General features: G+C 67.5%; 20 protein-coding genes. 8 read left to right on the forward strand and 12 right to left on the reverse strand.

Features of this window, described 5'->3' with window-relative positions; genetic code table 11:
* Window positions 1-38: 38 nt before the first annotated feature.
* Window positions 39-848, reverse strand: a complete 810-nt coding sequence (locus E3C22_RS12145; RefSeq protein ID WP_134762281.1) for a transporter substrate-binding domain-containing protein — start codon at window positions 846-848, stop codon at window positions 39-41.
* A gap of 293 nt (window positions 849-1,141) precedes the next feature.
* Between E3C22_RS12145 and E3C22_RS12150 the strand changes: the two genes are divergently transcribed.
* From E3C22_RS12150 to E3C22_RS12160, 3 genes are all read left to right on the forward strand, one after another.
* Window positions 1,142-2,077 carry a dihydrodipicolinate synthase family protein gene (locus E3C22_RS12150; RefSeq protein WP_245514952.1) on the forward strand — a complete coding sequence of 312 codons (936 nt, stop codon included), beginning with the start codon at window positions 1,142-1,144 and terminating at the stop codon, window positions 2,075-2,077.
* Window positions 2,078-2,245: 168 nt separating this feature from the next.
* Window positions 2,246-2,668 (forward strand): DUF3830 family protein, encoded by a 423-nt coding sequence (locus tag E3C22_RS12155; RefSeq protein ID WP_134762283.1) that lies wholly within the window; start codon window positions 2,246-2,248, stop codon window positions 2,666-2,668.
* Between the two features lie 14 nt (window positions 2,669-2,682).
* Window positions 2,683-4,065 (forward strand): FAD-dependent oxidoreductase, encoded by a 1,383-nt coding sequence (locus E3C22_RS12160; protein WP_167591745.1) that lies wholly within the window; start codon window positions 2,683-2,685, stop codon window positions 4,063-4,065.
* A gap of 165 nt (window positions 4,066-4,230) precedes the next feature.
* Here the strand turns inward: E3C22_RS12160 and E3C22_RS12165 are convergent, their stop codons facing one another.
* Together E3C22_RS12165 and E3C22_RS12170 are read right to left on the reverse strand one after the other, a co-directional pair.
* The gene (locus tag E3C22_RS12165) at window positions 4,231-11,616 is read right to left on the reverse strand and encodes a hypothetical protein (RefSeq protein WP_134762285.1); all 7,386 of its coding nucleotides are present in this window, start codon (window positions 11,614-11,616) and stop codon (window positions 4,231-4,233) included.
* A 126-nt stretch (window positions 11,617-11,742) separates the two neighbouring features.
* Entirely contained in the window at window positions 11,743-12,936 is a 1,194-nt protein-coding gene (locus E3C22_RS12170; protein ID WP_167591746.1) for a helix-turn-helix transcriptional regulator, read from the reverse strand.
* Window positions 12,937-13,501: 565 nt separating this feature from the next.
* Between E3C22_RS12170 and E3C22_RS12175 the strand changes: the two genes are divergently transcribed.
* Window positions 13,502-14,203: a DUF1007 family protein gene (locus E3C22_RS12175; protein ID WP_167591747.1), complete on the forward strand. Its 702-nt coding sequence runs from the start codon at window positions 13,502-13,504 to the stop codon at window positions 14,201-14,203.
* A gap of 48 nt (window positions 14,204-14,251) precedes the next feature.
* On the opposite strand, the gene E3C22_RS12180 is transcribed toward E3C22_RS12175, so the two are convergent.
* Window positions 14,252-16,477 (reverse strand): TonB-dependent hemoglobin/transferrin/lactoferrin family receptor, encoded by a 2,226-nt coding sequence (locus E3C22_RS12180; protein ID WP_167591748.1) that lies wholly within the window; start codon window positions 16,475-16,477, stop codon window positions 14,252-14,254.
* A gap of 198 nt (window positions 16,478-16,675) precedes the next feature.
* Here E3C22_RS12180 and hemP point away from each other — a divergent pair, with 198 nt between their 5' ends.
* Genes hemP through E3C22_RS12200 form a run of 4 tightly spaced genes read left to right on the forward strand, consistent with a single transcriptional unit; the run spans window position 16,676 to window position 19,685 of the window.
* Entirely contained in the window at window positions 16,676-16,852 is a 177-nt protein-coding gene (hemP, locus tag E3C22_RS12185) for a hemin uptake protein HemP (RefSeq protein ID WP_245514954.1), read from the forward strand.
* A 10-nt stretch (window positions 16,853-16,862) separates the two neighbouring features.
* Window positions 16,863-17,765, forward strand: coding sequence for a heme/hemin ABC transporter substrate-binding protein (locus tag E3C22_RS12190; protein WP_134762289.1), 903 nt, complete (start codon window positions 16,863-16,865; stop codon window positions 17,763-17,765).
* Window positions 17,762-18,847 (forward strand): FecCD family ABC transporter permease, encoded by a 1,086-nt coding sequence (locus E3C22_RS12195; protein WP_134762290.1) that lies wholly within the window; start codon window positions 17,762-17,764, stop codon window positions 18,845-18,847. Before E3C22_RS12190 ends, E3C22_RS12195 begins: the two co-directional genes overlap by 4 nt.
* A 4-nt stretch (window positions 18,848-18,851) precedes the next feature.
* Complete coding sequence (locus E3C22_RS12200; RefSeq protein WP_134762291.1) at window positions 18,852-19,685, forward strand: heme ABC transporter ATP-binding protein; 834 nt, start codon at window positions 18,852-18,854, stop codon at window positions 19,683-19,685.
* A 33-nt stretch (window positions 19,686-19,718) separates the two neighbouring features.
* Here E3C22_RS12200 and E3C22_RS12205 read toward each other — a convergent pair whose 3' ends face one another.
* From E3C22_RS12205 to E3C22_RS12240, 8 genes are read right to left on the reverse strand one after another with little or no spacing between them, the layout of a single operon-like run.
* On the reverse strand, window positions 19,719-20,063 hold the full coding sequence (locus tag E3C22_RS12205) for a RidA family protein (protein WP_134762292.1): 345 nt from the start codon (window positions 20,061-20,063) through the stop codon (window positions 19,719-19,721).
* A complete protein-coding gene (locus tag E3C22_RS12210; RefSeq protein ID WP_134762293.1) occupies window positions 20,060-21,226 on the reverse strand; it encodes an NAD(P)/FAD-dependent oxidoreductase in 1,167 nt (388 codons plus the stop codon). The genes E3C22_RS12205 and E3C22_RS12210 overlap by 4 nt, the downstream gene beginning before the upstream one ends.
* Window positions 21,227-21,256: 30 nt before the next feature.
* The gene (locus E3C22_RS12215) at window positions 21,257-22,672 is read right to left on the reverse strand and encodes an FAD/NAD(P)-dependent oxidoreductase (protein ID WP_134762294.1); all 1,416 of its coding nucleotides are present in this window, start codon (window positions 22,670-22,672) and stop codon (window positions 21,257-21,259) included.
* On the reverse strand, window positions 22,669-22,959 hold the full coding sequence (locus E3C22_RS12220) for a (2Fe-2S)-binding protein (RefSeq protein WP_134762295.1): 291 nt from the start codon (window positions 22,957-22,959) through the stop codon (window positions 22,669-22,671). Before E3C22_RS12220 ends, E3C22_RS12215 begins: the two co-directional genes overlap by 4 nt.
* On the reverse strand, window positions 22,943-24,052 hold the full coding sequence (locus E3C22_RS12225) for an NAD(P)/FAD-dependent oxidoreductase (RefSeq protein WP_134762296.1): 1,110 nt from the start codon (window positions 24,050-24,052) through the stop codon (window positions 22,943-22,945). The genes E3C22_RS12220 and E3C22_RS12225 overlap by 17 nt, the downstream gene beginning before the upstream one ends.
* Window positions 24,052-24,852: an ABC transporter permease gene (locus E3C22_RS12230; protein ID WP_134762297.1), complete on the reverse strand. Its 801-nt coding sequence runs from the start codon at window positions 24,850-24,852 to the stop codon at window positions 24,052-24,054. Before E3C22_RS12230 ends, E3C22_RS12225 begins: the two co-directional genes overlap by 1 nt.
* Entirely contained in the window at window positions 24,849-25,700 is an 852-nt protein-coding gene (locus tag E3C22_RS12235) for an ABC transporter permease (RefSeq protein ID WP_134762298.1), read from the reverse strand. Before E3C22_RS12235 ends, E3C22_RS12230 begins: the two co-directional genes overlap by 4 nt.
* Window positions 25,697-26,755 carry an ABC transporter ATP-binding protein gene (locus E3C22_RS12240; protein WP_134762299.1) on the reverse strand — a complete coding sequence of 353 codons (1,059 nt, stop codon included), beginning with the start codon at window positions 26,753-26,755 and terminating at the stop codon, window positions 25,697-25,699. Before E3C22_RS12240 ends, E3C22_RS12235 begins: the two co-directional genes overlap by 4 nt.
* Window positions 26,756-26,770 lie beyond the last annotated feature (15 nt).

Consider the following 26,770-nt stretch of genomic DNA (forward strand, 5'->3'; position numbering starts at 1 on the left):
GTGACGGAACGGACAGACCGTCCCGTCGCCCGGCTGCCTCAGAAATACGGGTTCAGCGGGATCGGATAGGTCATGTCGAGGCCGAACCACTTCTTCCACAATTCGCCCCGCTTGCCGGAGCGCTCGAGCTCGAAGGCGGCGATGTCGAGCCAGTCCTTCAGCGAGGAATTGCCCTTGGCAACGCCCATGCAGTCATAGTCGACATCGACGGGCATCGAGGTCACCTGCCATTCGACGCCGGTGTAGGTCTTGGTATAGGAGCCGAGATAGTCGACGACGTCGATGATCGTGTTGCCGCGGCCCTGCGCCAGCGCGCGCACCGCATCCGGATAGTTGTCGAGCAGGGTCAGCTGCGCCTTCGGCAGCGTCTCCTTGATGAAGCTGACGGGCGTCGTGCCGCGCACCTCGACGAGCTTGGTGTCCGGCGTATTGAGTTCGTTCCAGCTCTTCGGCTTGGTGCCACCGGTCTGCAGGACGCTGAGGCCCTCGGTATAAACCGGCACCGTGAAGTCGATGACCTTGGCGCGCTCGGAATTGCGGGTCATGCCGCCGAGGACGAAGTCGACGCGGTCCGAGGTGACGAAGGGGATGCGGTCGGGCGAACCGACCGACACGACTTCGAGCTTCACCCCCAGCTTGTCGGCGATCTCCTTCGCATATTCGACGTCGAAGCCGGAGATCTCGTTCTTGTCGTCATAGGTCCCGAGCGGCGGCAGCGTCGGGTTCACGCCGACCCGGATGCTTCCCGACTTGATGATGGCGTCGAGGCTGCGGGCCTCGGAGGGCGGGGCGGCGAGCAGCGCGGTGGCCAGAAACCCCGCGGCTGCGACCCAGGCGGACTTCAGCATGTCGATCGATCCTTTGCTCGAGGGAGATGTCGGGCGTCTTCAAGGCGGTTCCCGTCGGCGACGAGCTTGCACCGACTGTCTATAGACTGTATACAAAATTGCGACTTGTAAAGCGGGATATCCGAGTTTCCATCGCAACGCACATACCCCCTTCCTCACCCATTCCGGCTGCTGTCGGCATTCCGGTGCAGCGCCAGGGGCGGCGGCCGGCGGCCTGACGCGGGCCGCCGCGAAAGGGGATGGTGCCGCGGAAAGACTGGTGCGATCCGAGCATATCGAACGACAGGAAGACAGTGCCCACACAGCCCATCCGAGAGCGCCTCAGGGGAATCCACGCCGCGACCGTCACCCCGCTGACGGCGGCCTTCGCCGTGGACGAGGCGGCGCTTGCCGACCATGTCGCGCCGCTCGCGAGAACCCCCGGCATCCGCGGTCTGCTTGTCAACGGTCATGCGGGCGAGAATTTCACGCTGCCACGCGGCGAAAAGGCCAAGGCACTCGGCATCGTGCGCGAAACGGTCCCCGCCGACTGCCTGATCGTCGCCGGGGTCAACGCCGAATCGAGCCTCGATGCCGCCGACCAGGCGCGGGACGCCGAAGCCATGGGCGCCGATGCGATCCTGGTGTTTCCGCCGAACAGCTGGGCGCTCACCCAGGACCCGGACGTGATCCTCGCCCATCACCGGATCGTCGAGACCGCGACCGGCCTGCCGATCCTGCTCTACCAGGCGCCGGTCGGCGCCGGGCGAATGGCCTATGCCAAAGGGGTGATCGAGGCGCTGATCGCCTCGCCGCGGGTCGTCGGGGTGAAGGAAGGCAGCTGGGAAATCGCCACCTATGAGGAGAACGCCCGGCTGATCCGCGCGCGCCGCCCGGACATCGCCGTGCTCGGTTCGGGCGACGAGCATCTCCTGACGAGCTATCTGATCGGCACCGACGGCAGCCAAGTGAGCCTTGCGGCCGTGGTGCCGGAGCAGATCGTCGCGCTCTTCGCGGCGGCGGAGGCACAGGATTGGGCGCGCGCCCGGGCTGTCCACGAGGCGCTCTATCCCCTCGCCGCGGCCGTCTATCGCCGTGCGCCGACCGGACGGGCGACCGCGCGGCTGAAGACCTGCCTGAAGCTGCTCGGGCGGCTGGCGAGCGACCGGGTCTGCCCGCCGATGGTCTCGCCCTCGCCGGCCGAAATCGCCGAACTCGAGGCGGCGCTCGCCGTCGCCCGAGCCGCTTGAAGCGCGCCCGGCCGTTCCGATCCGCCGTTGCAGCGCCGCTTGCCTGAGGCGGGCAAGCGGCAGCGCCTGCGCCAAAACGGTTGCCGCCTGCTTCCGGAGGGCTGAGAGACGGGTTTCGGCCGCTTCCGGGCTCCCAACGATTCGATTGCATCGACATAGGACCACGACATGACCAAGCTCAAGATCACCGCCGGCCCGTTCACCTTCGACGCACGGCTGGAGACCGAAAAGGCGCCGCAGACCTGCGCGGCCTTCCAGAAGGTGCTGCCCTTCGAAAGTCAGATCGTCCATGTCCGCTGGAGCGGCGAAGGCGTCTGGATCCCGCTCGGCGACACCGACTTTTCCGTCGGCTACGAGAACCACACGAGCTACCCGGCGCCGGGCCAGATCATCCTCTATCCCGGCGGCATCAGCGAAACCGAGATCCTGCTCGCCTATGGCGGCGTGCACTTCGCCTCGAAGATGGGCCAGCTCGCCGGCAATCATTTCATCACCCTGACCTCCGATCTCGACAAGCTCGCCGAACTCGGCCCCTACGTCCTCTACAAGGGTGCCCAGCCGATCCGCTTCGAACTCGCCGAAGCGGCCTGACGACGATGGCGCCGGTGGCCGATCCAACGCGGGACTTCGACGTCGTCATCGTCGGTGCCGGCATCGCCGGGCTCGCCGCCGCGCGCCGCCTCAGGCATCGCAGGCTGCTCGTCCTGGAAGCGTCGGAGAGGGTGGGCGGGCGCATCCTGTCGGAGCCCCGCGGCGACTACTGGCTGAATTTCGGCGCCCATCTCTTCGGCGACGACGCATCTCCCGCCGGCCGGCTGGCCGGGGAGATGGGGCTCGAAGCCCTGCCGATCCCGGGCGATCGCGCCGGCCTTGCCTTCCATGGCCGCATCATCGCCGGCGCGAGGGCCGAGACCTATCCGCTCCGCCTGCCGCTCGGCCTTTCCGGCCGGGCGTCGCTGGTGAAGATGGGACTGAGGCTGCGCAGCGGCGTGAAACGGCTGCTGGACGTGCAGCGCGCCGTTCAGGGCGAAAGCGCGGCGGCACGGCGGATGCGTCAGCTCGGCTTCGACAACAGCCGCACGCTCGCCGACCTTGTCGGGCCGCTGCATCCGGACGTCGAACTGATGCTGACGACGATCACCGAGCGCACCTCGGCCGCGCCGTCCGCGATGGCCGCCGGATATGGCCTCACCTCATTCGCGCAGGTGTGGAGCAAGCATTCCTTCGGCCGCAACCTTTTCGGCGGCTCGGCCAGTCTGCCACAGGCGATCGCGGCGGATCTCGGGGCAAGGGTGTCGCTCGGGGCGACGGTCGAGACGGTCCAGGCGACCGGAGACGGGGTCGTGGTGAGCTATCGCCAGGGCGGCGAAACGCACCGGGTCACGGCCCGGCAGGCGATCGTCGCGGCGCCGGCGGATGTCGCCGCAGCCATCATCAGCGGGATCGCCGACGAGACCCTCGCGGCCCTGAGGCAGATCCGCTACGGCCCGTTCCTTTCGGCCGCCGTCGCGACCGCCGAGACCGGGCCGATGCCCTATGACGACATCTACGCCCTGGCGACACCCGGCCTATCCTTCGGGGTCTTCTTCAATCAGGCGAGCACGCTGCGCTTCGGTCCGCGTCGCCCGGGCGGCGGCCTGATGCTGTTTCGCGGGGCGGCCGGCGCCGCCGAACTGATGCGCGGCTCCGACCAGGACATCGAGGCGGCGTTCCTCGCCGATCTCGACCGGCTCTATCCGGGCACCCGGACCATCGTGCGCGAGATCCGCGTCCAGCGATGGGTGAAGGGCGCACCCTACGCCTTCGTCGGCCGCGCCGCCCTCCAGCCGGCGCTCACAAGGGCGAACGGGCCGGTCCATCTGGCCGGCGACTATCTGGAATTTCCCTGCATGGATGCGGCGATCGCCACCGGCGAAGAGGCGGCCGGGCGCGTCGAGGCAGCACTCGGGCCGGGCGTAGCGCAGGAAATGGCAACGGACAGGCCCTGAACGGACGGGGCCCGGCTCGGACTACAGTGTCGGCCCGCCCACACCTCTCGACGCACAGCCCGCCCGCACGAAAAGGGGCGCCGGATCGCTCCGACGCCCCCCTTTTTCTGATGCCGCTCGCGGGTTCTCAAGGCGCGACCGGCAGCGATCCGATCGGATCGCGCCTCAGAAGTCGTAGCGGATGCCGGCGACGCCCTTGTAGTTCTGGTAGTCGTCCTCGCCGAACTGGGCGTTGAACTTGGCAAAGCCGCTGGCGCCGGTCTCGCCGGTCTTCATCAGGTTCACCCCGGCCGACACCTCGCCGATGGTCTGGTCGATCTTCTCCGCCGCGACCACCTCGAGGCCGTTGCTGACCACCTTGGCGGTGTTGTCGCCGAGGAACTCCTGCCAGACGCTGACACCGAGGAACGGTTCGACCCGGACGCTGGCGGCGTCGAAGGAGGTCCCGACCCGCAGGCCGAGACGGCCGCGCAGGCTCTCGCCGTCGTCGAACGCGACGGTCTCGCCGAAGATGCCGAGGTCGTCGATGTTGCTGCTGACATAGGACAAGGTCGCGCCGGGCTCGATGAAGACGTTGCCGGCGAGCGCGTAGCGATAGCCCGCGTCGATCGTGGCGCCGACGGAGGTGAAGTCGGTGTCCTGATCCTCGACGAAGATGCCCGAGACCGACTTGTAGTTCGCCGTACCGATCTGGGCGATCAGCGCCGCGTCGACGAAAAGGCCGCCATTCAGATAGTTGGCATAGGCGCCGACGACACCGGCATCGTACTCGACCTCGGTCTGCGACCCGTCGAAGGTGAGGTCGGAGTTCACATAGCCGCCGAGCGCACCGAGGACGAAGCTGCCCTCGCCCGCCTGCCAGGCCGTGTCGACACCGCCGAGGAAGCCGTAGGTGTCCTGGTCCTTCCGGATGTCGAAGGCGAGGTTCTTGTTGAGGAGGACGAATTCCTGCCTCTGATCGCTGTGCCGGGTGGAGGCGCCGAGCGCCTTCGCCCAGATCCCCGGCCCGCTCGACGTCACCGGGCATGCAGGGTCCTTCAGACCGCTCACGCAGGGTTCGCCGAGGGCGCCGCGAAGATCGGCGGTGCGGTCCTGCCAGACGCCGGCAGTGTCGTGCCACATCTGCTGGGCGCCGGTGACGATCCCCGGCAGTTCGAAGAAGGTCTGGTTCGGCGCGCTCGCCAGCACCCAGTCCTTGTTCGCCTCGTCGAGGAAGATGTCGAAGCTGAACAGACCCTTGTCGATCGGCCCGCCATTCAGCACGAAGGCGTCGTCGTCGGTCTGATCGAGGAAGCTCGCAAAGATCACGCCTTGCGGATTGAAGCCGGCCGGCACGTCGGCGAGGAGGTCGTTGACGTTAACGCCGGTGGTCTCGCGGAAGTTCTCGGCGGTGAGGAGATCGGCAAGATCGGCGCCGCTTTCATCGCCGAGTTCGGCATCGATGGCCAGCGTGCTGTCGGCGCTGTCAGCCGCGCCGACGAAGTCGCCATCGATATTGGTGGTGCCGAAGGCGCCGTCACCGAGCTGCATGTTGAGCAGGCCGCCGGCATTGTTGAAGGTCTCGAGGCCGAAGAAGTTGGTGACTTCGAAGGCGTTGACGACGCCGGTATTGTTGACCACGTCCTCGTCGCCGCCGAAGAGGTTGTCGCCGCCGACATTCCACAGGCCGCTGTTGTCGAGGGTCGCGCCGTCGGCGGCGTTGAGCTCGACATTGCCGATCAGGATGCCGGCGTTGTCGAAGGTGATGTCGGCACCCGTCGAGGACGCGAAGACGACCCGCTCGAAGACCCCTGCGATGGCCTCCTGATCGGCGACATTGGTCTGGATGAGACCGGTGTTGTCGATGGCGACCGCGCCCTCGGCATCGGCTTCGATGGCGATGTCGCCCTGGATCAGCGCAGTGCCGGCCTCCGTCGAGAGGTTTGCGATGGCGATGGTCCCGCCCGCTTCGGCATGAACGCCGACACGCCCGCCCTTGACCGTGGCGGTGTTGGCGACGGCGACGTTGCCGAGGGCGGCAGATGCGTCGATGCCGGCCTCGAGGCCGTCGATGGATCCGTCATTCGTCACGGCGACGTTGCCGGTGCCGTTCGCGGAGGCGAGGACGCCGTTTTCCGCGCCTTCGATCGTCGCGCCGGCAAGGTTGTCGATCGCGACGTTGCCAGCTCCGTCGGATTCGGCGTCGATGCCGTTGCCGAGCGCGGTGATCGTGCCGGCATTGGCCGCGGCGACGTTGCCGTCGCCATTGGCGTCGAGCTCGAAGCCGTTGTCGCCGGCATCGATGGTCGCTCCGGCAAGATTGGCGACGATGAGGTCGCCGATGCCGTCGGTCGCAGCGTCGATGCCGTCTGCGCCAGCGAGGATCGTGCCGGCATTGGTCGCCGTCACGGCGCCGTCGCCATTGGCATCCGCCTCGATGCCGTCCGCACCGGCATCGATGACGGCGCCGGCGAGGTTTTCGGCGACGATGTCACCGGCACCGTCCGTTGCGAGATCCATCCCGTCGTCACCGGCGAGGATCGTGCCGGCATTGGTCGCCGCTACGCTGCCGTCGCCGTTGGCATCCGCCTCGATGCCGTCTCCATCGACATCGATGACCGCGCCGGCGAGGTTTTCGGCGACGATGTCACCGTCACCGTCCGTTGCGAGATCCATCCCGTCGTCACCGGCGAGGATCGTGCCGGCATTGGTCGCCGCTACGCTGCCGTCGCCGTTGGCATCCGCCTCGATGCCATCTCCCTCGACATCGATGACCGCGCCGGCGAGGTTTTCGGCGACGATGTCACCGTCACCGTCCGTTGCGAGATCCATCCCGTCGTCACCGGCGAGGATGGTGCCGGCATTGGTCGCCGCTACGCTGCCGTCGCCAGTCGCCTCAGCCACGATACCGTCCCCACCGGCGTCGATGAGCGCGGCGGCAAGGTTGTCGGCGATGATGTTGCCGGCTCCGGACGTCGCCGCGTTGATGCCGTCGCTGCCGGCGGTGATCGACCCGCCATTCGTCGCGGTGACGGTTCCGTCGACGGCGCTGCCGCGCAGGCCGACCAGCCCTGCAACGATGAAGCCGCCGTCCTCGTTTTCGATCGTCACCGCCCCGAAGCCACCGGTCGCTGCGGCGATGCCATCGCTGTCGGCGGTGATCAGGCCGCCGGCGAAATTCGTCGCGGTGACGTTGCCGGCCGTGCCGCGAAGATCCATGCCGTTCGCGCCGACGTCGATCTCGCCGCGGTTCTCCGCCACGATCTCGCCGGCGCCTGCGGCCTCGGCATCGATGCCGTTGTTGGCGGCAAGGACGGTGCCGGCGTTCGTCGCTGTGATGTTGCCGTTGCCATTGGCTCCGAGCTCGAAGCCGTTGTCTCCGGCATCGATCGTCGCCCCGGCGAGGTTGTCGGCAACGATATTGCCGGCACCCGCGGTCTCGGCGTCGATGCCGTCCGCGCCGGCGACGATGGTGCCGGCATTGGCCGCCGTCACGCTGCCTTCGCCATTGGCGTCGAGCTCGAAACCGTCGCTTCCGGCCTCGATCGTCGCCCCGGCGAGGTTGTCGGCGACGATATTGCCGGCACCCTCGGTCTCGGCGTCGACGCCGTCAATGCCGGCGAGGACCGTGCCGGCATTGGTCGCGGAAACGTTGCCGTCGCCATTGGCATCGAGCTCGAAGCCGTTGTCGTCGACATCCATCGTCGCGCCGGCAAGGTTGGTGGCGGTCACATCGCCATTGCCGTTTGTCGCGGCGTCGATGCCGTCGTCACCGGCGAGGATCGTGCCCGCATTGGTGGCCGTCACGGCGCCGTCGCCACTGGCATCGGCCTCGATCCCGTAACCATCGGCGTCGATGACGGCCCCGGCAAGATTGTCCGCGACGATGTCGCCGTCTTCCGAGGACAGGTCCATGCCGTCGTCGCCGGCCTCGATCGTGCCGGCATTCGTCGCCGTGACAGTGCCGTCATTGGCCGCATCGCCGACGAGGCCGTCGCCGCCCGCCGTGATGGTCTGGTCGGGATCGTTCTGGACGATGACGTCGCCATCGGTGGATGCGGCGTCGATGCCATTGCCGCCGGCCGTGATCGTTCCGGCATTGATCGCCGTGACGTCGCCGCCGGCATCCACCGTGATGCCGTTGTCGTCGGCCTCGATGGTGGCGCCGTCGAGATTTTCGGCGATCACGTCGCCACTGACGGTCGAAAGCACCATGCCGTCGTTGCCTGCGAGGATCGTGCCGGCGTTCGCCGTCCTGACGTCGCCGCCGTCGGTGCCGAGCGCAAAGCCGTTGCCGTCGGCATCGATCAGCGCTTCGGCGAGATTCATCGCGACGATGTCGCCGGCTTCCGTATCCGCATTGATCCCGTCTTCGCCGGCAAGAATCGTCCCCGCATTCGCAGCCGTGATCGCGCCGTTGCCGGAGACATCGGCCTCGATGCCGTTGTCGTCGGCGTCGATGACGCCCCCGGCGACGTTCTCGGCGACGATGTCGCCGTCGACGGAGGAGAGATCCATGCCGTCGTCGCCAGCGGTGATCGTGCCGGCATTGGTGGCGGTTACGGTGCCGTCGGCCGCCGCGTCCGCCACGATGCCGTCGCCGCCGGCGTCGATCGTGTCGCCGGCATTGTTCACGGCGACGATGTCGCCGCCGGCCGCTGACAGATCCATGCCGTCCGCTTCGGCGGTGATTGTACCGTCATTCGTGGCGGTGACGTTGCCGGTGCCGGTCGCATCCGCATGGATACCGTCTTCGTCGGCCTGGATCCGGGCATGGGAGAGGTTCTTGGCGACGATGTCGCCGGCGCCGGCCGTCGCGAGATTCATGCCGTTGTTGCCAGCATAGATCGTGCCGTCATTCGCCGCGGTCACCTGGCCGGCGCCATTGGCCGAAAGATCGAAGCCGTCGCCGCCGACATCAATCAGCGAGCCGCGCAGATTGTCCGCGGTGATCGAGCCGTCGCCGAGGGTCAGAGCGAAGATGCCGTCGTCGCCGGCATTAATCGTTCCCTCGTTGGCGGCGATGATCTTGCCGTCGCCGGTGGTCTGAAGGTTGAAGCCGTCACCGCCGGCATCGAACTGGCCGGCGTTGATGGTGGCGCCGGCAAAGTTCGTCGCGGTGAGATTGCCGTCGACGCTCGCTGCGGTGGCGCCGTTGGCCCCGGCATTGATCGTGCCGGCATTGGTGACGATCGCGGTTCCGGCGCCGGTGGTGGTCGCCAGCATGCCGTCCGCCGTCGTCGAGGCGAGCGTCCCACCGTCGAGGTTGCGCGCCGCGACATTGCCGCCGGCCGCAGTCGCGACCATGCCCTCGGCATTGGCATTGACGGTGCCGCCATTGCCGAGCTGGACGTTGCCGAGCCCGATGGCGGTGGCGTCGATGCCGCGATTGGCGTTGGAGGTAATGGTGCCGCCGGAGGCGTTCGTCACCGTGATGTTGCCGTCGACGGAGTCGGCGACGATGCCCGTGTCGAAACTCGTGATCAGGCCACCATTGGTCGCCGTGATGATGCCCGCGGCGGTGACGCCGAGGTCGAAGCCGTTGCCGGTGGTCGCGAAGATCGATCCGCCCGAAAGGTTGTTGGCGGAAATGTTGCCGCCGCCGATGGCGTCCGCTTCGATGCCGCTGTCGGCCGCGGTGATCGTGCCGCCGTTCACCGCCGAGATGATGCCGGTGCCGACCGTCGTCAGCTTGAAGCCGTCGCCACCGGCGTTCTGCTGGCCGGCGGTGATCGTGCCGCCTGCCAGATTCGTGGCGGTGATGTTGCCATTGCCGTTGGCGACGGCTTCGACGCCGTTGTCGCCGGCGATGATGACGCCGCCATTGGTGGCGGAGATCAGGCCGTTGCCGGCGCTCACCGCCTCGATGCCGTCGTCGGCGGCGTTGATCGTGCCCTGATTGCTGGCAATGACATTGCCGTTGCCGCCGGCCGAAAGCTGGAAGCCGTCGCCGGTCGCATTGGCCTGACCCGCATTGATCACGCCGCCCTGGAGCTGGGCGACCGAGACGCTGCCGTCGCCGAGCGTCACCGCCCTGACGCCGGATGCACCGGCGGTGACCGAACCGGCGGTGGTGACGGTGACGCTGCCGGCCCCGGCGGCGGCCAGGTCGAAGCCGTCGCCGTTCACATTGGCCTGGCCGGCATTGATCGTCGCGCCCTGGAGATGGTTGACCGAAATATTGCCGTCGACGCTTACCGCATTGACGCCGTCGTCGGCGGCAAGGATCGTCCCGCCATTGGTGACGGTGACGAGCCCGGCCGCGGCCGCCGACAGCGACAGGCCGTCGCCGTCGACATTGTTCTGGCCGGCGGTGATCTGGCCGCCGAGATATTGCGTGACGGAAACGTTGCCGCCGCCGGTCGCCGCGGCGTTGACGCCGGCCGCCGCCGCGGTGATCGCGCCGCCGGAATTGACGGTGACGCTGCCGGTCCCGTTGGTCGTCAGCTGCATCCCGTCGCCGGTCGCATTGGTCTGGCCGGCATTGATCGTGCCGCCCTGGAGATGGGTGATGGTGATGTTGCCGTCAGCAGCGACGGCATCGATGCCGTCGTCGGCCGCGGTGATGGCTCCGCCATTGATGGCGGTCACGGTGCCTGCCGCTTCGGTCTGCAGCTGCAGGCCGTCGCCGTCGATGCTGTTGAGGCCGGCGACGATGTCGGCGCCGAGGAGCTGCGAGAAGTAGACGTTGCCGCCCCCGGCGACGGCGATGACGCCCTCGCCGCCGGCGCTGATCGAGCCGCCGTTGAGCGCGGTGATGTTGCCGGCCCCCGCGGCCCGCAGCTCCATGCCGTCCTCACCTGCGGTGATGGCGCCGCCGGCAAGGTTGTTGGCGAGGATGTTGCCGTCGACCGCCGAGAGATCCATGCCGTCCTCGCCGGCGGTGATCGTGCCGGCATTGGTGGCGGTGACATTGCCGGCACTCTGCGCAGCCGCGGCAATGCCGTCGCCGCCGACCGTGATGGTATCGCCCGCCCCGTTGTCGACGACGACGTCGCCGGCGGCCGCGGCGAGCGCCATGCCGTTGCCGGCGGCGGTGATCGCGCCTCCATTGTTCGCCGTGACGTTGCCGGCACCGAGGGCGCTGGCATCGATGCCGTCCTCGCCGAGGCTGGCGTCGAGCGTCCCGGCATTCGTCGCGGTGATCGCGCCATCTCCGGTCGCAACGAGGCTGAAGCCGTCCGCGCCGGCCGTGACCGTGGCGCCGGTGCCGTTGGTGACGGTGATGTTGGCGGTTTCGCTGGTGGTCAGCGCGACGCCGTCACCGGCGCCCTCGACGGTCGAACCGGCGGCCGTGTCGAGGAAGATCTCGCCGTTCGACTGGACGTTGAAGGCGTCGCCCTGATTGAGATTGAGGTCGAGATTCTGCACCGTCGCATTGGCGAGAACGTCGATGTCGAAGGTCAGGTTCGCATCCGCATTGACGTCGGCGAAGCCGTCGAGATCCTGGGCGTCGCAGTCAACGTCGATGATGGCGCCATTGTCGTTCCGCACACAATCCGCCAGGGCAGGCGAAGCGAAAACGGCAGCAATGGCGAGCGCGCTGGCGCTCGCGAAGAATGTCCTGGCCATAGTGATCCCCTCTCTTGGCGACCGGACGTTACTTTTGCTGCCGATTTCCCGCTTCAGAGGAACCTATGACAAACTGACCGTAAGCTTGCGTTCCGACTGGCCCTCCCGGCCAATCGCAAGGCAGTGTTACAATTTTGCACCATGTAGTGGCGGCGCGAGCCGGTGCATCAGGGCGACCAGTTCGCTCTGGCGGGAAACGCCCGTCTTGCCGAAGATCCGGGTGAGATGGGTGCGGATCGTTCCCTCGCTGATGCCGAGCGCCTTGGCCGCCTCGATCGAGCTCTGGCCGCTGGCGAGAGCCTCGGCGACACGTTGCTCGGCGGCCGTCAGCTCATAGACCCGGGCGAGGAGCTGGGCCCTCGGCCCGCCGGACTGTTCGCTGGCATCCGAAGTGAGAAGAACGGCAGCGGCGGCGACATCCTCGGGATGATGCTTCACGCCATCATTGATCAGCGGCAGGACGTGGGCGACCGCAAAGCCGGTCTCGATGCTGCCGAGAATGACGGAGGTGTCGGGATTGTCCTTCGGCGACGCTGCGGCCGACCGGATGGCCGCGATCAGCGCATCCCCCTGCCGGGGGCGGACGGCGCCGAGGCGGCCTTCCCGCTCGTGAATGAACCGCGGATGGGCGAAGTGGCTTCGCGCCGCCTTGTTCGCCTCGAGGATCGCGCCGGTGCGGGTTACGAGGATCGTCGGGGTCGACAGGTTGCGGACGATCGAGCGCAGGCCATGGGTCCAGGATTTCTGCATCTCGAACAGCCGCGACAGGGCGAGCGCCCGACTGAGATGCGGCTGCAGCAGCGTCGCCATGGCGATCTCGTCGTCGCCGAAGGGACCATGGCTCTCGCGCCGGCCGAAGCAGATCGCGCCGCTCCGCCCGTCGTCGGTCGCGAACGGGATCTGCATGATGTCGACGAGCCCCTGGGTCTTCAGCCAGTCGAGATGCGACGGGCTGTCGACGTAGCGCTCGCGCGGGACGTCGCGGGAGAGAAGCCGCGGCGTCGCGTGGGGCAGCGAGGCGAAGAGCTCGCTCGTCACCACCATGACCTCCCCCGGCCGCGACGGAGCGGCGGCGTCCGCGCCGTTGATCCGGAAGCAGCGATGGAGCGCGATGGTCTGGGTGACGGGATCGAGGATGTAGAGAAAGGCGCAGGTGAAGCGTCCGCGCCGGCAGACCCTGTCGAGGGCGAGCCGCCATTTGCGCGGCGACGTTGCACAATCGTAGATCTCGGCGACGAGTTCGCCGAACTCGTCCGGGCGGAAGGCCGCGAAGGGTGCGGCGGGGCCGGCCTCGCCCGCGGAGGGGTCTTGGTTACGCATGGATACAGTCCAGAACAATCGGGGTTGCGTGCGCCGCTTCGAACCATCGCGACGACGGGGAGCCCCGTTTCCTCGGAAAGAGACCCGCGCCGCATTGCCGATGTAGCCAATCCGAACCGCCCGCCCGTGTGATCTGCAGCACTCTCCGGACGGTCCGGTCAGCCGCCGACTGGAGGAGATCGGGTCGCTCCTATTAATACAACCATACTTTTTTGACAGCTCAAAGGAACCTCGGGTGCTGCGCATTCCATCCACTGAGATTGCAAAGGAAGGCCCCCGGCGGAGGCTCGATGACAATGTGCCGCATTCCCCGTAAAGCCTTCTCGCCGCAGCAGAGAAGACCGATCGGACGCCGACACCCAGCAGCAAAGATCGGCCCCACGGACAAGGCAGGGCCGCAAGGCCGATCGCGTGTCGTTGCAACCGGCCGGCGTCCCATCTTGCAAAGAGAGTTAAGAGGAGATGACCGCCTCCACCTCCAAAGGACCGGCGATTCTGCTACGGTCTTGTTCTGGCCATGCGTGGATGCTGGAAGTCACCGGACAGCTTTCTGGAGCACACGAAGATGGCTCGACCATCCGGCCGCCGGACCGTTCCCTCGCCCGGCGCGCTTACCCTTGTTGCGATGGGTCTCGCCGTCGCTGCCATCGTTTTTCAGAGCCAGCCCGCGGCGGCCCATCCGCATGTCTTCGTGACCGCGTCAGTGCAGTTCGTCGGGGACGAGAACGGCGACCTCGCCGCGATCAGGAGCGGCTGGGTGTTCGACGAGATGTTCTCGTCCTCGCTGCTCTTCGACTTCGACGAGAATGCCGACGGCAAGCTCGACGAGGAGGAACTGAACGCGGTGGCAGGCACGGTGCTTGGCTCGGCAAAGGACTATCAGTTCTTCACCTTCCTGAAGGAGGCCGGCGTGCCGGTGGAGCTGTCGCCGCCAGACCGGTTCCGCGCGCGCTTCGAGAAGGGCCACCTCGTCATCTTCACGCAGATGCATCCGGCGGCGCAGGTGAAGCTCGCCGGCGCTGAGCTGACGCTGTCGATCTACGATCCGAGCTACTACGTCTCCTTCGACGTCGGCCGCAACGAACAGGTCGGGCTGACCGACCTTCCCGCCGCCTGCCGCGCGACGCTCGACGCCACCCATCCGGACGAGGGCGCGACTGCCTGGATGAAGCAGGTCGCCGGCCTCGGCAAGTCGCAGAGCATTCCTGCCGACGGCATAAACTATGCCGAACTCCTGTCGACGCGGATCGCCCTCGACTGCCGCTGAACCCGTCATGCGGGATCCCTGCGATGGCAGGGTCCAGCCAGCGTAACGTCAGAACTGGTAGGTCACGGTCGCCCTGACGCTGCGCCCCGGCTCGGTGTAGTAGTCCTTCGGTCGGCTGGCGCTGTCGGGTATGTCGAGCGTGTCGTAATAGGTCTCGTCGAAGACGTTGTAGAGCCCGGCCTGAAGCTTCAGGTTCTCGACCTGCGTCGGCCGCCACCAGGCGGTCAAATCGACCAGCGCATAGCCCGGCGTCTCAGAGATCTCGTTCTCGACGTCGCGCCGCGCCGCGGCGAGGGTCAGATAGGCGTCGGCGCCCCAGACGCCGTTGCCGTAGCCGAAGTTGAGGATGCCCTTGGCGGCGGGAATGGTGTTCAGATGCTCGTCGGTGTCGAGATCGCGGCCCTGGTAGCTCGCCAGCGACAGGGCGCTGTGCCAGACATCGGTCATCTGCCATTTCGCATTCGCCTCGATGCCGTAGATCTCGACATTCGCCCGGTTGAAGGAGCGGGTGATGCCGAACGGATAGTCGCCAGGGGAAAGGCCGACCTCCGAGGGATCGACGGATTCGGTGTCGATGAAGTTCTTGTATCGGTTGTAGAAGGCAGAGACGCCCCAGTCGAAACCGGCCTGTTCCGCCCGCAGACCGACCTCGTAGCCGTTGCTCGTCTCGGCCTCGAGATCGGGATTGCCGATGGAAAGATAGGTGCCGGGCCCGCCATAGCTGAGATAGAGCTCGGTCGCCGACGGGGCGCGGAAGCCCTGTGCCCACTGGGCATAGACCGTCGCCCGTTCGGTGACGTCGAACTCGGCCCGCAGCTTCGGCGAGACGGCGCTGTCGCTCGACGCATCCGGCAGGCCCCGATAGGTGGGGTTGAGGGTGAAGGCCTCGGTCTCCTGCGGGTTCTCTTCGTAGTAGTCGAAGCGCAGGCCCGGAGTGAGCCGGAACCGGTCGGTCAGCGAGATCTCGTCCTCGACGAACAGCCCGACGCTCGCGCCGTGGACTTCGGGCATGTCGGCCTGGTTGGTGTGCAGGAAATTGCAGTTGTAATAGTACCAGTAGTAGTATGGCCCCGGCGGGCAGGTGTCCTCGCCGCTCGCCATCTGGCTGGTGCGGTTGCCGTAGACCTCGCCACCGAGGCTGAGCTTGTGGTCCAGCCCGGCAAGGTCGAAATGCTTCATGACGCTGCCGTTGACGCCGAAGGTCGTCTCCTCGATGTCGCTGAGGCGGGAATAGGCACCGGCCGGCTCTGACAGGCGCTCGCCGTCGAAATCCTCCGAAAGCTCCTGGCGCTGCCAGTAGACGACCGCATCGGCAGCATCGAGCCAGGCATCGGCGCCCGCGCCGAGTTCGTAGTGTCCGGAGATCCTCTCGCGCTTTTCGACCTTGTCGCGGTAGGCCGAACCCGCCTCATAGGTCGCAGTCGACGCCGAGAACTCGTCGATATTCTCGTCACGGTCGTAGATCTCGCCGGTAATGCCGAAGACCTGATCGACGCCGACATGCTGGCGAAGCTTCACGAGCAGGTTCTTCCGGTCGTAGTCGAGCGGATCGGGCTCGCTTCTCTCGCTGCCATAGCCGCCGACATCGCCCCGGTTGTCGCGCTCCTCCCCGAAGCGATAGCCGCCTTCGAGAAGCATGTAGGTGTCGCCGAGCCTGGCCGCGAGCGCCTGGTCGATGCCGAAGCTCTGGTCCTCGCTGTTGTAGGTGCCGCGCGTCAGCCCGCCGAAGGTCTTGTCGCCGGGCAGCAGATCCTCCGGGTTCAGCGTGCGCACAGCGACGACGCCGCCAAGGGCCCCGGCGCCGAAGACGCTGGAATCGCTGCCCTTGACGATGTCGAGCGACGACAGCGTGTCGAAGTCGAAGGTCGTGCCGCCGCCGTTGACGCCGCGGGCGCCGTCGTCCAGCCAGGGCAGGCGAACGCCGTCGATGGTGGTCAGCACCCGATTGGAATCGAGCCCGCGAATGATGAAGCTGCCATTCAGCGCATTGTAGCCGACGCCGGGATCGATGCGGTCGATGTCCTGCGGATCGAAGACCTCGGCCGCGTCGAGTTCGGCGCGGGTGACGCGCTCGGTGAGCACGGTTTCGGCGCGGGTCGCGGTCTGGTTTTCCGGCGCATCGCCGTCGCCCTCCCCGCCGATATAGACCGGCTCGAGCAGGATCGAACCGTCGCCGGTGACGCTCGCCTGTTGAGCGTTTGCGGAAATTCCCAGTGCAAGTGAAATTGCAATGCCGGACGCAGCGCCGGCCAGGTGGCGCAGATGACGAGCCATGACGAGTCCCCCTCGGTCGATGTGAGATGACGGACCTGGCTGGCTTGCGCGATGCGCGCGGTCTGGCTTGCTAACGTCCCCGGATGGCGGCGGAACCCCCTTGGTCGTCGCCGCTGCCATTGACCTCCCTATTTAATATGATAATCAGAGTCAACTTATATCACTCTGAAAACGCTAGAGAATTATAGGTCTTCTAAAGTGCAAGACGACGCCGGCGATGCCATTGCCGAAGCCGCGACCCCAATGCCGGACGGCAGGCTGGTCCTGCGGGCCGACCGCCTGTTCGGAACGCGGCAGGAGGTCGAGATCCATGTCGGCGCCATCGTCTATCGTCTGCGGCTGACCAAGGCCGGCAAACTCATCCTCACCAAGTGAAGCTCCCGCGATGAAAACAGCCACACCCTTCCGTTCCGCCCTCGCCACGGCATGGTCCGTTCTTCTGGCAGCGCTTCTGGCACTGACGGCCCTCGCCGGCCCCGCCGACGCCGAAAGCCCCGCCCCCCGGCGGATCGTCGCCATCGGCGGCGCCGTCACCGAGACGCTTTACGCCCTCGGCGCAAAGGACCGGATCGTCGCGGTCGACACCACGGCGGTCTATCCGCCAGAGGCGCGGCGGAAGCCGAATGTCGGCTATATGCGCGCCCTGTCGGCCGAGGGCGTTCTGGCTCAGTCCCCCGATCTCGTGCTGATGGAGGACGGCGCCGGCCCGCCGCAGGCGATCGAGCTCCTCGAGGCCTCGGGCGTTGCGATCACGACAGTGCCGAAGGGCCAGAGTCTCGCGACGATCGGCGAGAAGATCGCCGTCATCGCCGATGCGGTTGGCGAGGCCGAAAAGGGCAAGGAACTCGCCGCCGGCATCGAACGGGACCTGCAGCGCCTCGAGAGCGATCTTGCGAAAATCGGCGAGCGCAAGCGCGTCCTCTTCCTGCTGTCGATCGTCGACGGCCGGCCGATGGCGGCAGGCTCCGGCACCGCTGCCGACGCGATGATCGGCCTTGCCGGCGGGGTGAACGTCTTTGCCGGGACGACGGGCTACAAGACCCTCTCGACGGAGGTCGCGACCGAACTCGCCCCGGACGTCGTGGTGATGATGACCGGCGCCGGACCGGGCCATGGCAGCGCCGATCCGTTTGCGATCTTGGCACTGAAGGCGACGCCTGCCGGCCAGAGGAATGCGATCATCAGGATGGACGGCGCCTATCTCCTCGGCTTCGGCCCCCGCGTCGCGAACGCCGCACGGGACTTTGCCGCGCGGCTCTATCCGGGCGAGATCGCGCCGGTGCAATGACCGACCTTTCGGAAACGACCGTATCCCCCCGCTCGCTCGGCGATCGCTCGCATGACCAGGCGGTCGCGATCGCGATCCTGGCGGCGGCCGTCGTCGTCGCCGGCATCGTCGCGCTCGGCGTCGGGCCGGCGTCGCTCCCCCCGTCGCGTGTCGTCGCCATCCTCGCCGCAGGGCCGCAGGCGACGGATTATCCCTTGGGCGAAACCGTCATCGTCTGGCAGATCCGCCTGCCGCGGGTCCTTTTGGGCGGCCTGATCGGCGCGGCCCTCGCTCTGGCTGGCGCGGTGATGCAGGGGCTGTTCCGCAATCCCCTCGCCGATCCCGGCATCGTCGGCGTCTCGTCCGGAGCGGCGCTCGGCGCGGTGGCGATGATCGTTCTTGGCTCGGGCCTCCTGTCGCCTTTCGCCATGCTGCTCGGCGCCTTCGCCCTTCCCGCCGCGGCATTTGCGGGTGCTCTCGCCGCGACCGTCGTTCTCTATGTCATCGCAACACGCGACGGTATGACCTCGGTCGCCACCATGCTCCTCGCGGGCATCGCGCTTGCCGCCTTCGCCGCCGCGATCACCGGCTTCCTGATCTTTCGGAGCGACGACACCCAGCTCCGCGACATCACCTTCTGGACCCTCGGCGGCCTCGGCGGCACGACCTGGGAGAAGCTCGCCGCGACGGGACCGATCATGCTGGCGGTGCTCGTTGCGGCGCCGTTCCTCGCGCGCGGGCTCGACGCCCTGGCGCTCGGCGAGGCGGAGGCCTTTCACATGGGACTGAAGGTCGAGAGGCTGAAGCGGCTGGCGATCTTCCTCGTCGCCGCGGCGACCGGCGCAGCGGTCGCGGTGTCGGGGATCATCGGCTTTGTCGGCATCGTCGTCCCGCATCTCTTGCGGCTCGCGGTCGGCGCCGATCATCGCTTCCTGCTGCCGGCGTCGGCATTCGGCGGAGCGCTGCTGCTGCTCCTCGCCGACATGGCGGCACGCACCCTCGTCGCGCCGGCGGAACTGCCGATCGGCATCATCACCGCCGCGCTCGGCGCGCCGTTCTTCCTGTGGCTGCTCCTGAAGCGTCGCGACTTCGATGGGGTCTGACGCGATGACTATGGCGCTCGACGGTGTGGAGGTCGTCGCCGGCGGGCGGCGGATCCTCGGTCCGGTTTCGTTCGACCTTGAGCCCGGCAGCCTCACCGCCGTGGTCGGACCCAATGGTGCCGGCAAGTCGACGCTGGTGCGAGCAATGAGCGGCGAGCGGCGGCTCACGGCGGGAAATGTCAGGCTGCATGGCGAGGAGGTCGGGCAGACGTCGCCGGGGCTTCTCGCGGCCCGTCGCGCGGTGCTGCCCCAGGCAACGACGATCGCCTTCCCCTTCACGGTCTTCGAGATCGTCGGCCTCGGCCTGCGGACGCGGCCGGGACTGACCGCGGCAAGGCGCCGGGCGATCGTCGCAGAAGCGCTCGCAGCGGTCGATCTCGGCGATTTCGGTCCCCGCCCCTATCCGCAGCTCTCCGGCGGCGAAAAGCAGCGGGTGCAGCTTGCCCGCGTCCTCTGCCAGATCGGCGCACCGGTGGAAGACGGCCGGTCGAAACTGCTGATCCTCGACGAGCCGACATCGAGCCTCGACGTGCGCCACCAGATCGACGTTCTGGCGATCGCCCGGCGGTTTGCCGACGAGGGCGGCACCGTCGTCGCCGTGCTCCACGATCTCAATCTGGCGGCGGGCTTTTCCGACCGGATGATCGTGCTCGATTCGGGACTTGTCGTCGCCGACGGCGATCCGGCGGAGCTGTTGCCGTCGGATGTGCTGCCCCGGACCTTCGGGGCCAAGATGGCGGTGCTGCATCCGCCGGGATGGCGCTCGCCGGTGGTCCTGCCGGAGATCCTCGGGCGAGCCCGGGTCGATCAGCGGCCCCGATCCGGATCGCCGGGGTGAAAAACAGCACCCCGGCCATCCGGCATGCGTCTGTTACTTGGCCGCGGAGATGACGACCTCGATGAGAACGTCCTTGCCGAGTTCGGCGACGCCGATGGTCGCGCGGGTCGGCAGGTGCTCGGCCGGGATCCATTCGAGCCAGGCTTCGTTCATGCCGTCCTTCTGGGCAAAGTCGGAAATGTAGATCATCGCGGTCAGGAGCTTCTCTTTCGAGGAGCCGACCTTGGCCAGGAGATCGTCGAGCTTGGCGCAGATCTCGGCGGTCTGACCCTTCATGTCCTTGGATTTGTCGTCGGCGACGAGGCCGCCGAAATAGAGGACGCCGTTGTGCTCGACGACGCGGTGATTGATCTTGGTCTGGATGTGGCGGGTGATCACGCGGAAATTCCTTGGCTATGCGTGGGAGATGATCCGGAGGCGCCTGCCTCCGGGGCGAAACGGGTGATCGAGAACGGCGCGATCGGCGCATTGGTGCGGCCGGTGGCGATGAGTTCGCCCATGATCTCGCCGACGCCCGGCCCGAGCTGGAAGCCATGGGAGGAAAAGCCGAAGGCGTGGTAGGCGCCCTCTTCCGTCGAGGACGGCGAGATCACCGGAATGCCGTCCGGCATGCGGCCCTCGATGCCGGCCCAGGAGCGCACGATCGTCGCGCCGCGCATGATCGGAAAGACCGCCATCGCCGTCGCGGCGGTCTGGCGCAGCTCCGAGAAGATCAATTCCGAAACGTTGGTTTCGGGGTTCGGCCGGCCGCGCCGTCCTCCGCCGATGACGACCGTGCCGTTCTGCATCTGCTTGAAGGAGAGCGGTCGCGTCTCGTTGCCGACCACCGCCGTGCAGAAGCGCGGCATGCGGGAGGTGACGATCATCATCGGCGCGGTCGCCGCGACCTCGACCGGTTCGCCGAGCTGGCGGGCGATCTGGCCGGCCCAGGCGCCGCCGCAATTCAAGAGCTTGCGCGAGGTGAAGACACCGCGCTCGGTCGTCACCTTGAAGTCGCGGCCGACCCGTTCGACGGTCTCGGCCCGGCAGTTCTCCTCGAAGCGCACGCCGAGCGAGCGGGCCTTGCGCTGGAAGGCGAAGGTCGTCTGGTAGGGCAGTGCGAAACCGTCGCCGAGGCTGGCGAGCGCCCCGACGCAGTGATCCGAGACGGCCGGGAGGTGTTCGCGCATCTGGGCACGGTCGAGCACCACCTCGTGGTCGAAGCCCATGGCGCGGAGATCCGCGGCGCGGGCCTTCAGCCGGTCGAGATCCGCCTCGGTCTCGGCCACCTTGATCTGCGGCGCCCGCTGGAAGCCGCAGTCGTCGTCGAGGAGTTCCTCGATGCGGTACCAGATCTCCATCGAGCGCTGGGAGATCGGCACTTCGGCATAGTCGCGGCCGAGCCGGCGCACGCCGCCGGCATTCACGCCGGAGGCATGGCGGGCGACCGTGTCCTTCTCGATCACCACCACCTCGAGCCCGCGCATCGCGGCATGCAGCGCCGCCGAGCAGCCGTGTATGCCCCCGCCAATGACGAGGAGGTCGACCGTGCGGTTTGCCATGGATGGGCCCTTCTCTCTGGCGCGCCGCGGCTATTCGGCGGCTTGCCGCGGTGCCTCTTCGGCGCCGAAGTCGGCGAGTTCGGACAACAGCAGCGGCTTCAGCGGCGGCCGGATGCGGTAGTAGTCGACGCTCGAGGGCTCCTCGCCCTTCGCCGCGGCGATGATCTCGCTGACGGCGAGACCGCACATGCGGCCCTGGCAGGGGCCCATGCCGGCACGCAGGAAGGATTTGACCTGGTTCGGGCCCGGCGCGCCGAGCGCCACCGCCTCGCGGATCTGGCCGGCGGTGATCTCCTCGCAGCGGCAGACCAGCGTCGAATCGGCCGGCGACAGGGTATCCTCGGAGGGTGCGTAGAGCGTCTCGAGCAGCGGGCGGACGGCAGCGTCCTTCCGGAGCGCCGCCTTCAACGTCTCGCGCTCCCCGGAAACCGGCCTGCCGGCCTTCTCCGCAACGCGCATGGCGACGAGGCGGCCGCGCATGGCGGCGGATTTCGCCCCGCCGATGCCGGCGCCGTCGCCGGCAACGAAGACGTTATCGACCGACGTCTCGAAATGCTCGTCGAGAACCGGCAGGAAAGCCCGCTGGCTCTTGTCGAAGCGATGCCGGCAGTTCATCAGCCGGGTGATCTGCTGGTTCGGCACGACACCCTGATGCAGCGCCACATGGGCCGTCTCGATCCGCTGCCGCTTGCCGCCGCTCACAAAGCTGACGGCGCTCGCCGCCGTCTCGCCTTCGATGACGATCTCCTCGGCATCGCGGTGGACCGGCACGCCGGCGCGCTTCACCTCCCGCATCATCGCAAAACCCTTGGCGAGGTAGCGCCAGCCGGGCAGTGCCTTGCCGAGGTGCTTCGCCGCCTCGCGGTAGCGGGCCGCCGGCACCGTCTCGACGATGGCCTTCGGCGGCGTGCGGGCGGCGATCAGCTGGGTGGCCGCCAGCCAGAGCAGCGGGCCGGAGCCGACCATCACGAGATCCTCCATGACGACGCCGGAGGTCTTCAGGAGAATCTGCACCGCGCCGACCGTGGTGACGCCGGGCAGCGTCCAGCCGGGCATCGGCGTCGGCCGCTCGATGGCGCCGGTGGCGACGACGATGGTCGCCGCCTTGACGCTCCTGGAGCCGCCACCCGCGGAGAAGTCGATCTGCTTCTCGCTGTCGATGTTCCAGACGACGGCACCCGGCAGATATTCGGCCGTCGAGGCGCGCAGGCCGGACGCGAGATGCGCGCCGGCCTCGTAGTCCTTGCCGAGGATGCCGCGACGCCCGGAGTCGCTCGCCTCGATGTCGCGATAGATCTGGCCGCCCGGCCGCGGCTGCTCGTCGAGGACGAGGGTCGAAAGCCCCGCTCGGCTCGCCTCTGTCGCGCAGGCCATGCCGGCCGGGCCGGCGCCGATGACGACGACGTCGTATGCCGGAAGGGTGGCGGTCTTCGGTTCGGTCTTCATGCCGCCACCTCGTCGGCCTTCTGGAGGCTCACCGCGATGCCGGGTTCGACCGCGATCATGCAGGCCTGCCGGTTCGGCACGCCGTCGATCTCGACCAGGCATTCGAAGCAGACGCCCATCATGCAGAACGGGCCGCGCGGCGCGCCGGAGACCACCGACTCGCGCGTCGTCGTTTCGCCAGCGGCGATCAGCGCCGCGGCGATGGTCTCGCCGGCACGCGCCGCGATCTCCCGTCCCTCGAAGGTGAAGCGGACCGTCTCGCCGCTCCCGTCAATTCGCTGGGGCATCGAACCTCCTTGCAGAAAATGCCGACAGCTCTTCGCCGAGTTCGCCCTTGGCGATCATCGGCGCGAGCGCCAGTGCGTGGGAACCGGCGAGAGTGACGCCGGAATGGCAGTTGACCGAGAAGATCCCCGGATGGGTCTCGGACTGCTGGTAGATCGGATAGCCGTCCGGGCTCATGATCCTGAGCGCCGCCCATGAGCGGACGATCCGAAGGTCCGTCAGGAACGGGAACATGCGGATCGCCCTTGCGGCGAGCATCGCCATCACGTCCGAGGAGGAGGAGACGTCGAAGCCGACGTCCTCGTGGCTGTCGCCGATCATGATCGAGCCCTCGCCGGTCTGACGGACGACGTGGGTGGGCATGTCGAGGCGCGGCCGGGTGCGCTCGGTGACGAGGATCTGCCCCTTGAGGGGCGCAATCGAGAGGTTCAGCCCGACCTTCTCGCCGAGCGGCTTGTTGCCGAGGCCGGCGGCGAGAACGATGCGCTCGGAACGGAACGTCCCGGCGGGCGTCGTGACCGCGTAGCCGTCGCCGTCACGGCTGATGTCCCTTGCGCCGGCATCGGCGACGATCCTGCCGCCGCGACGCTTCAGCCCGTCATGCAAAGCGCGCAGCAGGTAGAGCGGGCTCGCATGGCCGTCGTGCTCGCAATAGGTGCCGCCGACGACATCCGGCCCGAGGCCCGGCATCATCGCATGCACCTCCTGACGGTCGAGCACCCTGGCACCGTAATTGGCCGCGCCATGAACGTTGTGCAGCCGGGCGATCAGCGCCTTGCGGTTCTCGAGCTCTTCCTCCGACAGGCAGAAATGCAGCCCGCCCGGCTTCTGATAGGCGGTGGAGACGCCGGTCTCGTCCTTCAGCATGGCATCGAGGCCAGGCCAGAGGTCGGCGCTCTTGCGGGTCCAGATCGCATAGTCCGGATAACCGTCGCCCTTCGACTGCACCCAGACGAGGCCGAAATTGCCCCGCGACGCACGGAAGGCGACGTCGCCCTCGTCGAGAACGGTGACGGTGAGGCCCTCGCGGGCCAAACCATAGGCGGTGGCGGCGCCGACGAGGCCGCCGCCGATGACGATCGCATCGCTCTGCATCAGCGCGATCCTTCTCCGATGAGCAGACGGTCGAGCCCGTAGATCCGGTCGACGATCAGCATCAGCGCGACCGTGAACAGGATGGCGACCGTCGAGACCGACGCGACCAGCGGGTCGGTGGTCTGGGTGATGTGGGAAAACAGCTTGACCGGCAGCGTCGTCGTCGCCGGGTTGACGATGAACACCGTGACGGTGAGTTCGTCGAAGCTGGTGATGAAGGCGAGCACCCAACCGCCGACGACGCCGGGGATGATCGCCGGCAGGGTGATCCGCCGGAAGACGGTCCAGTCGCTGGCGCCGAGCGAGGTGGCGGCCCGGGCGATCGACGGGTCGAGACCGGTCACCGAGGCGAGGACGAGGCGCAAAACGAAAGGCACGATGATGACGACGTGGCAGAAGACCAGCCCCCAGAACGTGCCGTTCAGGCCCATCATCGAGAGGAACCGCAGAAAGGCGATGCCGAGCACCACGGTCGGCACCGTCAGCGGCGACAGGAACAGCGCCTGCAGCGCGTCGCGGCCGGCGAAGCGCCCGCTGCCGATGGCGAGCGCCGCCGGAATGCAGATCACGGTCGCGATGGTCGCGGAGGCGACGCCGAGCTGAACGCTCATGATCGCCGCCTCGATGAAGTCCGGATTGTCGAGGATCGCCCGGAACCAGCGCAGCGAGATGCCGCTCGGCGGAAATTCCAGGAAGCCCTCCGGCGTGAAGGAGACGCCGATGACGACCACCAGCGGCGCCAGCATGAAGACCGCGAAGACGATGCTGAAGAGCTTGGCAAAGAGGCCGTTCCGGATCATTGGAACACTCCCGCAAAGCGCTTCTCGACCAGCCGGTTCCAGGCGACCATGATGGCGAGGACGGCGACGAGCAGGATGATCGCGATGGCGGCGCCGAGCGGCCAGTTCAGCGTGTTGAGGAACTCGTCATAGACGGTGGTGGACGCGACCTTCACCCGGCGCCCGCCGAGGATCGCCGGCGTCGCAAACGCGCTCGCCGAAAGCGAGAAGACGATCAGCGAGCCGGAGAGGATGCCGGGCATCGCCTGCGGCAGGACGATCCGGCGGAACACCGTGAATGGCCCCGCCCCGAGGGATTCGGCGGCCTTCTCGGTCGCCGGATCCTGGCGCTGCAGCGCCGCCCAGACGGCGAGGATCATGAACGGCACCATCACGTGCACCAGCGCCAGCACGATGCCGCCCGAGGTGTACATCATCTTGATCGGCCGCTCAATCATGTCGAAGCGCCGCAGTGCCTCGTTGATGACGCCGTTGTTGCCGAGCAGAATCGCCCAGCCGAGGGTCCTGACCACCACCGAGATCAGCAGCGGCCCGAGCACGACGAGGATCATCACCGAGCGCCAGAACGGATGCATCCGCAGCATGAAATAGGCCTGCGGCGTGCCGATCAGCGCCGCGATCACCGTCGTCACCAGCGCGATCATGAAGGTGCGGCCGAAGATCTCGTAGAAATAGGAATCGCTGAGCACGTCGGCATAGTTGCCGAGACCGAAGGTCGGCTTGATGCCGCCATAGAAGTCGAAGCTGTTGAAGGAGAGCACCGCCGTCATGATCAGCGGCGTCACCAGCATGACGAGGAAGAGCACCAGCGCCGGCGCGCTGAGGAGCCATGGACGCGTGCCGATCATTCGGCGCTCTCCGCCGAAAGCACGCGCAGGTGTTCGGCCTGCCAGAAGAGATGCACGGCCTCGCCGACCTCGGGTTCTCGGCGGCCGCTGTTGCGGCGAACGACGAGAAGCTCGCCGAGCCCGGTCTCGACCTTGAACAGCCACTTGTCGCCGAGGAAGATCCGCTCCGATACGCGGCCGGCGACGATGCCCTCGGCCTCGCCGGTGAACTCGATGCGTTCGGGGCGCAGCGAGATCAGCACCGGACCGGGCGTCTCGCCCGAGGCGGGGCCGTCGAGGGTCAGTTCGCGGCAGCGCAGCTTCGTGCCGGCGGCGCCGCCTTCCAGATGCCCGGGAATGGCGTTGCTCTTGCCGAGGAAGGAGGAGACGAAGCCGTTGGCCGGCCGGTCATAGGCGTCGAAGGGCGAGGCTTCCTGGATCAGCCGGCCGCCCTGCATCACCGCGATGCGGTCCGAAAGCGCCATCGCCTCGGACTGGTCGTGGGTGACGAGAAGCGTGGTGACGCCGGCCTCCTGCTGAATGCGGCGAAGTTCCAGCTGCATCTCCTCGCGCAGCTTCGCGTCGAGATTGGAGAGCGGCTCGTCGAGCAGCAGGAGTTCCGGCTCGATGACGAGGGCTCTTGCGAGCGCCACGCGCTGGCGCTGGCCGCCGGACATCTGCCGCGGATAGCGGCCGGAAAGATGCGACAGATGGACGAGATCGAGGGTCTGGGCGATCCGGCGCCTGCGCTCGTCCGCCGGCACCTTGCGCATTTCCAGGCCGAAGCCGACATTCTCCTCGACCGTCATGTGGGGGAAGAGCGCATAGGTCTGGAAGACGATGCCGAGGCCGCGCGCCCGCGCCGGCACCTTGGCGAGATCGCGCCCGTTGAGGAGGATCGTGCCGCCCGACGGCGTCTCGAAGCCGGCGATCATCTGCAGCGTCGTCGTCTTGCCGCAGCCGGAGGGCCCGAGCAGCGAGACGAATTCGCCCTTTTCCACCGACAGCGTGAAGCGATCGACCGCGACGGTCTCGCCGAAGCGCTTGGTCAGATCGCGAAGTTCCAGAATTGCCATGGGGTTCGTTCGTTC

It is taken from the genome of Jiella endophytica (assembly GCF_004519335.1).
Lineage (GTDB): Bacteria > Pseudomonadota > Alphaproteobacteria > Rhizobiales > Rhizobiaceae > Jiella > Jiella endophytica.

Bases quoted from the DNA above. Each gene is read 5' to 3' on its own strand.
- E3C22_RS12145 (WP_134762281.1), bottom strand. From the start codon at position 848: ATGCTGAAGTCCGCCTGGGTCGCAGCCGCGGGGTTTCTGGCCACCGCG.
- E3C22_RS12155 (WP_134762283.1), top strand. From the start codon at position 2,246: ATGACCAAGCTCAAGATCACCGCCGGCCCGTTCACCTTCGACGCACGG.
- E3C22_RS12165 (WP_134762285.1), bottom strand. From the start codon at position 11,616: ATGGCCAGGACATTCTTCGCGAGCGCCAGCGCGCTCGCCATTGCTGCC.
- E3C22_RS12170 (WP_167591746.1), bottom strand. From the start codon at position 12,936: ATGCGTAACCAAGACCCCTCCGCGGGCGAGGCCGGCCCCGCCGCACCC.
- E3C22_RS12175 (WP_167591747.1), top strand. From the start codon at position 13,502: ATGGCTCGACCATCCGGCCGCCGGACCGTTCCCTCGCCCGGCGCGCTT.
- E3C22_RS12180 (WP_167591748.1), bottom strand. From the start codon at position 16,477: ATGGCTCGTCATCTGCGCCACCTGGCCGGCGCTGCGTCCGGCATTGCA.
- E3C22_RS12190 (WP_134762289.1), top strand. From the start codon at position 16,863: ATGAAAACAGCCACACCCTTCCGTTCCGCCCTCGCCACGGCATGGTCC.
- E3C22_RS12195 (WP_134762290.1), top strand. From the start codon at position 17,762: ATGACCGACCTTTCGGAAACGACCGTATCCCCCCGCTCGCTCGGCGAT.
- E3C22_RS12200 (WP_134762291.1), top strand. From the start codon at position 18,852: ATGACTATGGCGCTCGACGGTGTGGAGGTCGTCGCCGGCGGGCGGCGG.
- E3C22_RS12210 (WP_134762293.1), bottom strand. From the start codon at position 21,226: ATGGCAAACCGCACGGTCGACCTCCTCGTCATTGGCGGGGGCATACAC.
- E3C22_RS12215 (WP_134762294.1), bottom strand. From the start codon at position 22,672: ATGAAGACCGAACCGAAGACCGCCACCCTTCCGGCATACGACGTCGTC.
- E3C22_RS12220 (WP_134762295.1), bottom strand. From the start codon at position 22,959: ATGCCCCAGCGAATTGACGGGAGCGGCGAGACGGTCCGCTTCACCTTC.
- E3C22_RS12225 (WP_134762296.1), bottom strand. From the start codon at position 24,052: ATGCAGAGCGATGCGATCGTCATCGGCGGCGGCCTCGTCGGCGCCGCC.
- E3C22_RS12230 (WP_134762297.1), bottom strand. From the start codon at position 24,852: ATGATCCGGAACGGCCTCTTTGCCAAGCTCTTCAGCATCGTCTTCGCG.
- E3C22_RS12235 (WP_134762298.1), bottom strand. From the start codon at position 25,700: ATGATCGGCACGCGTCCATGGCTCCTCAGCGCGCCGGCGCTGGTGCTC.
- E3C22_RS12240 (WP_134762299.1), bottom strand. From the start codon at position 26,755: ATGGCAATTCTGGAACTTCGCGATCTGACCAAGCGCTTCGGCGAGACC.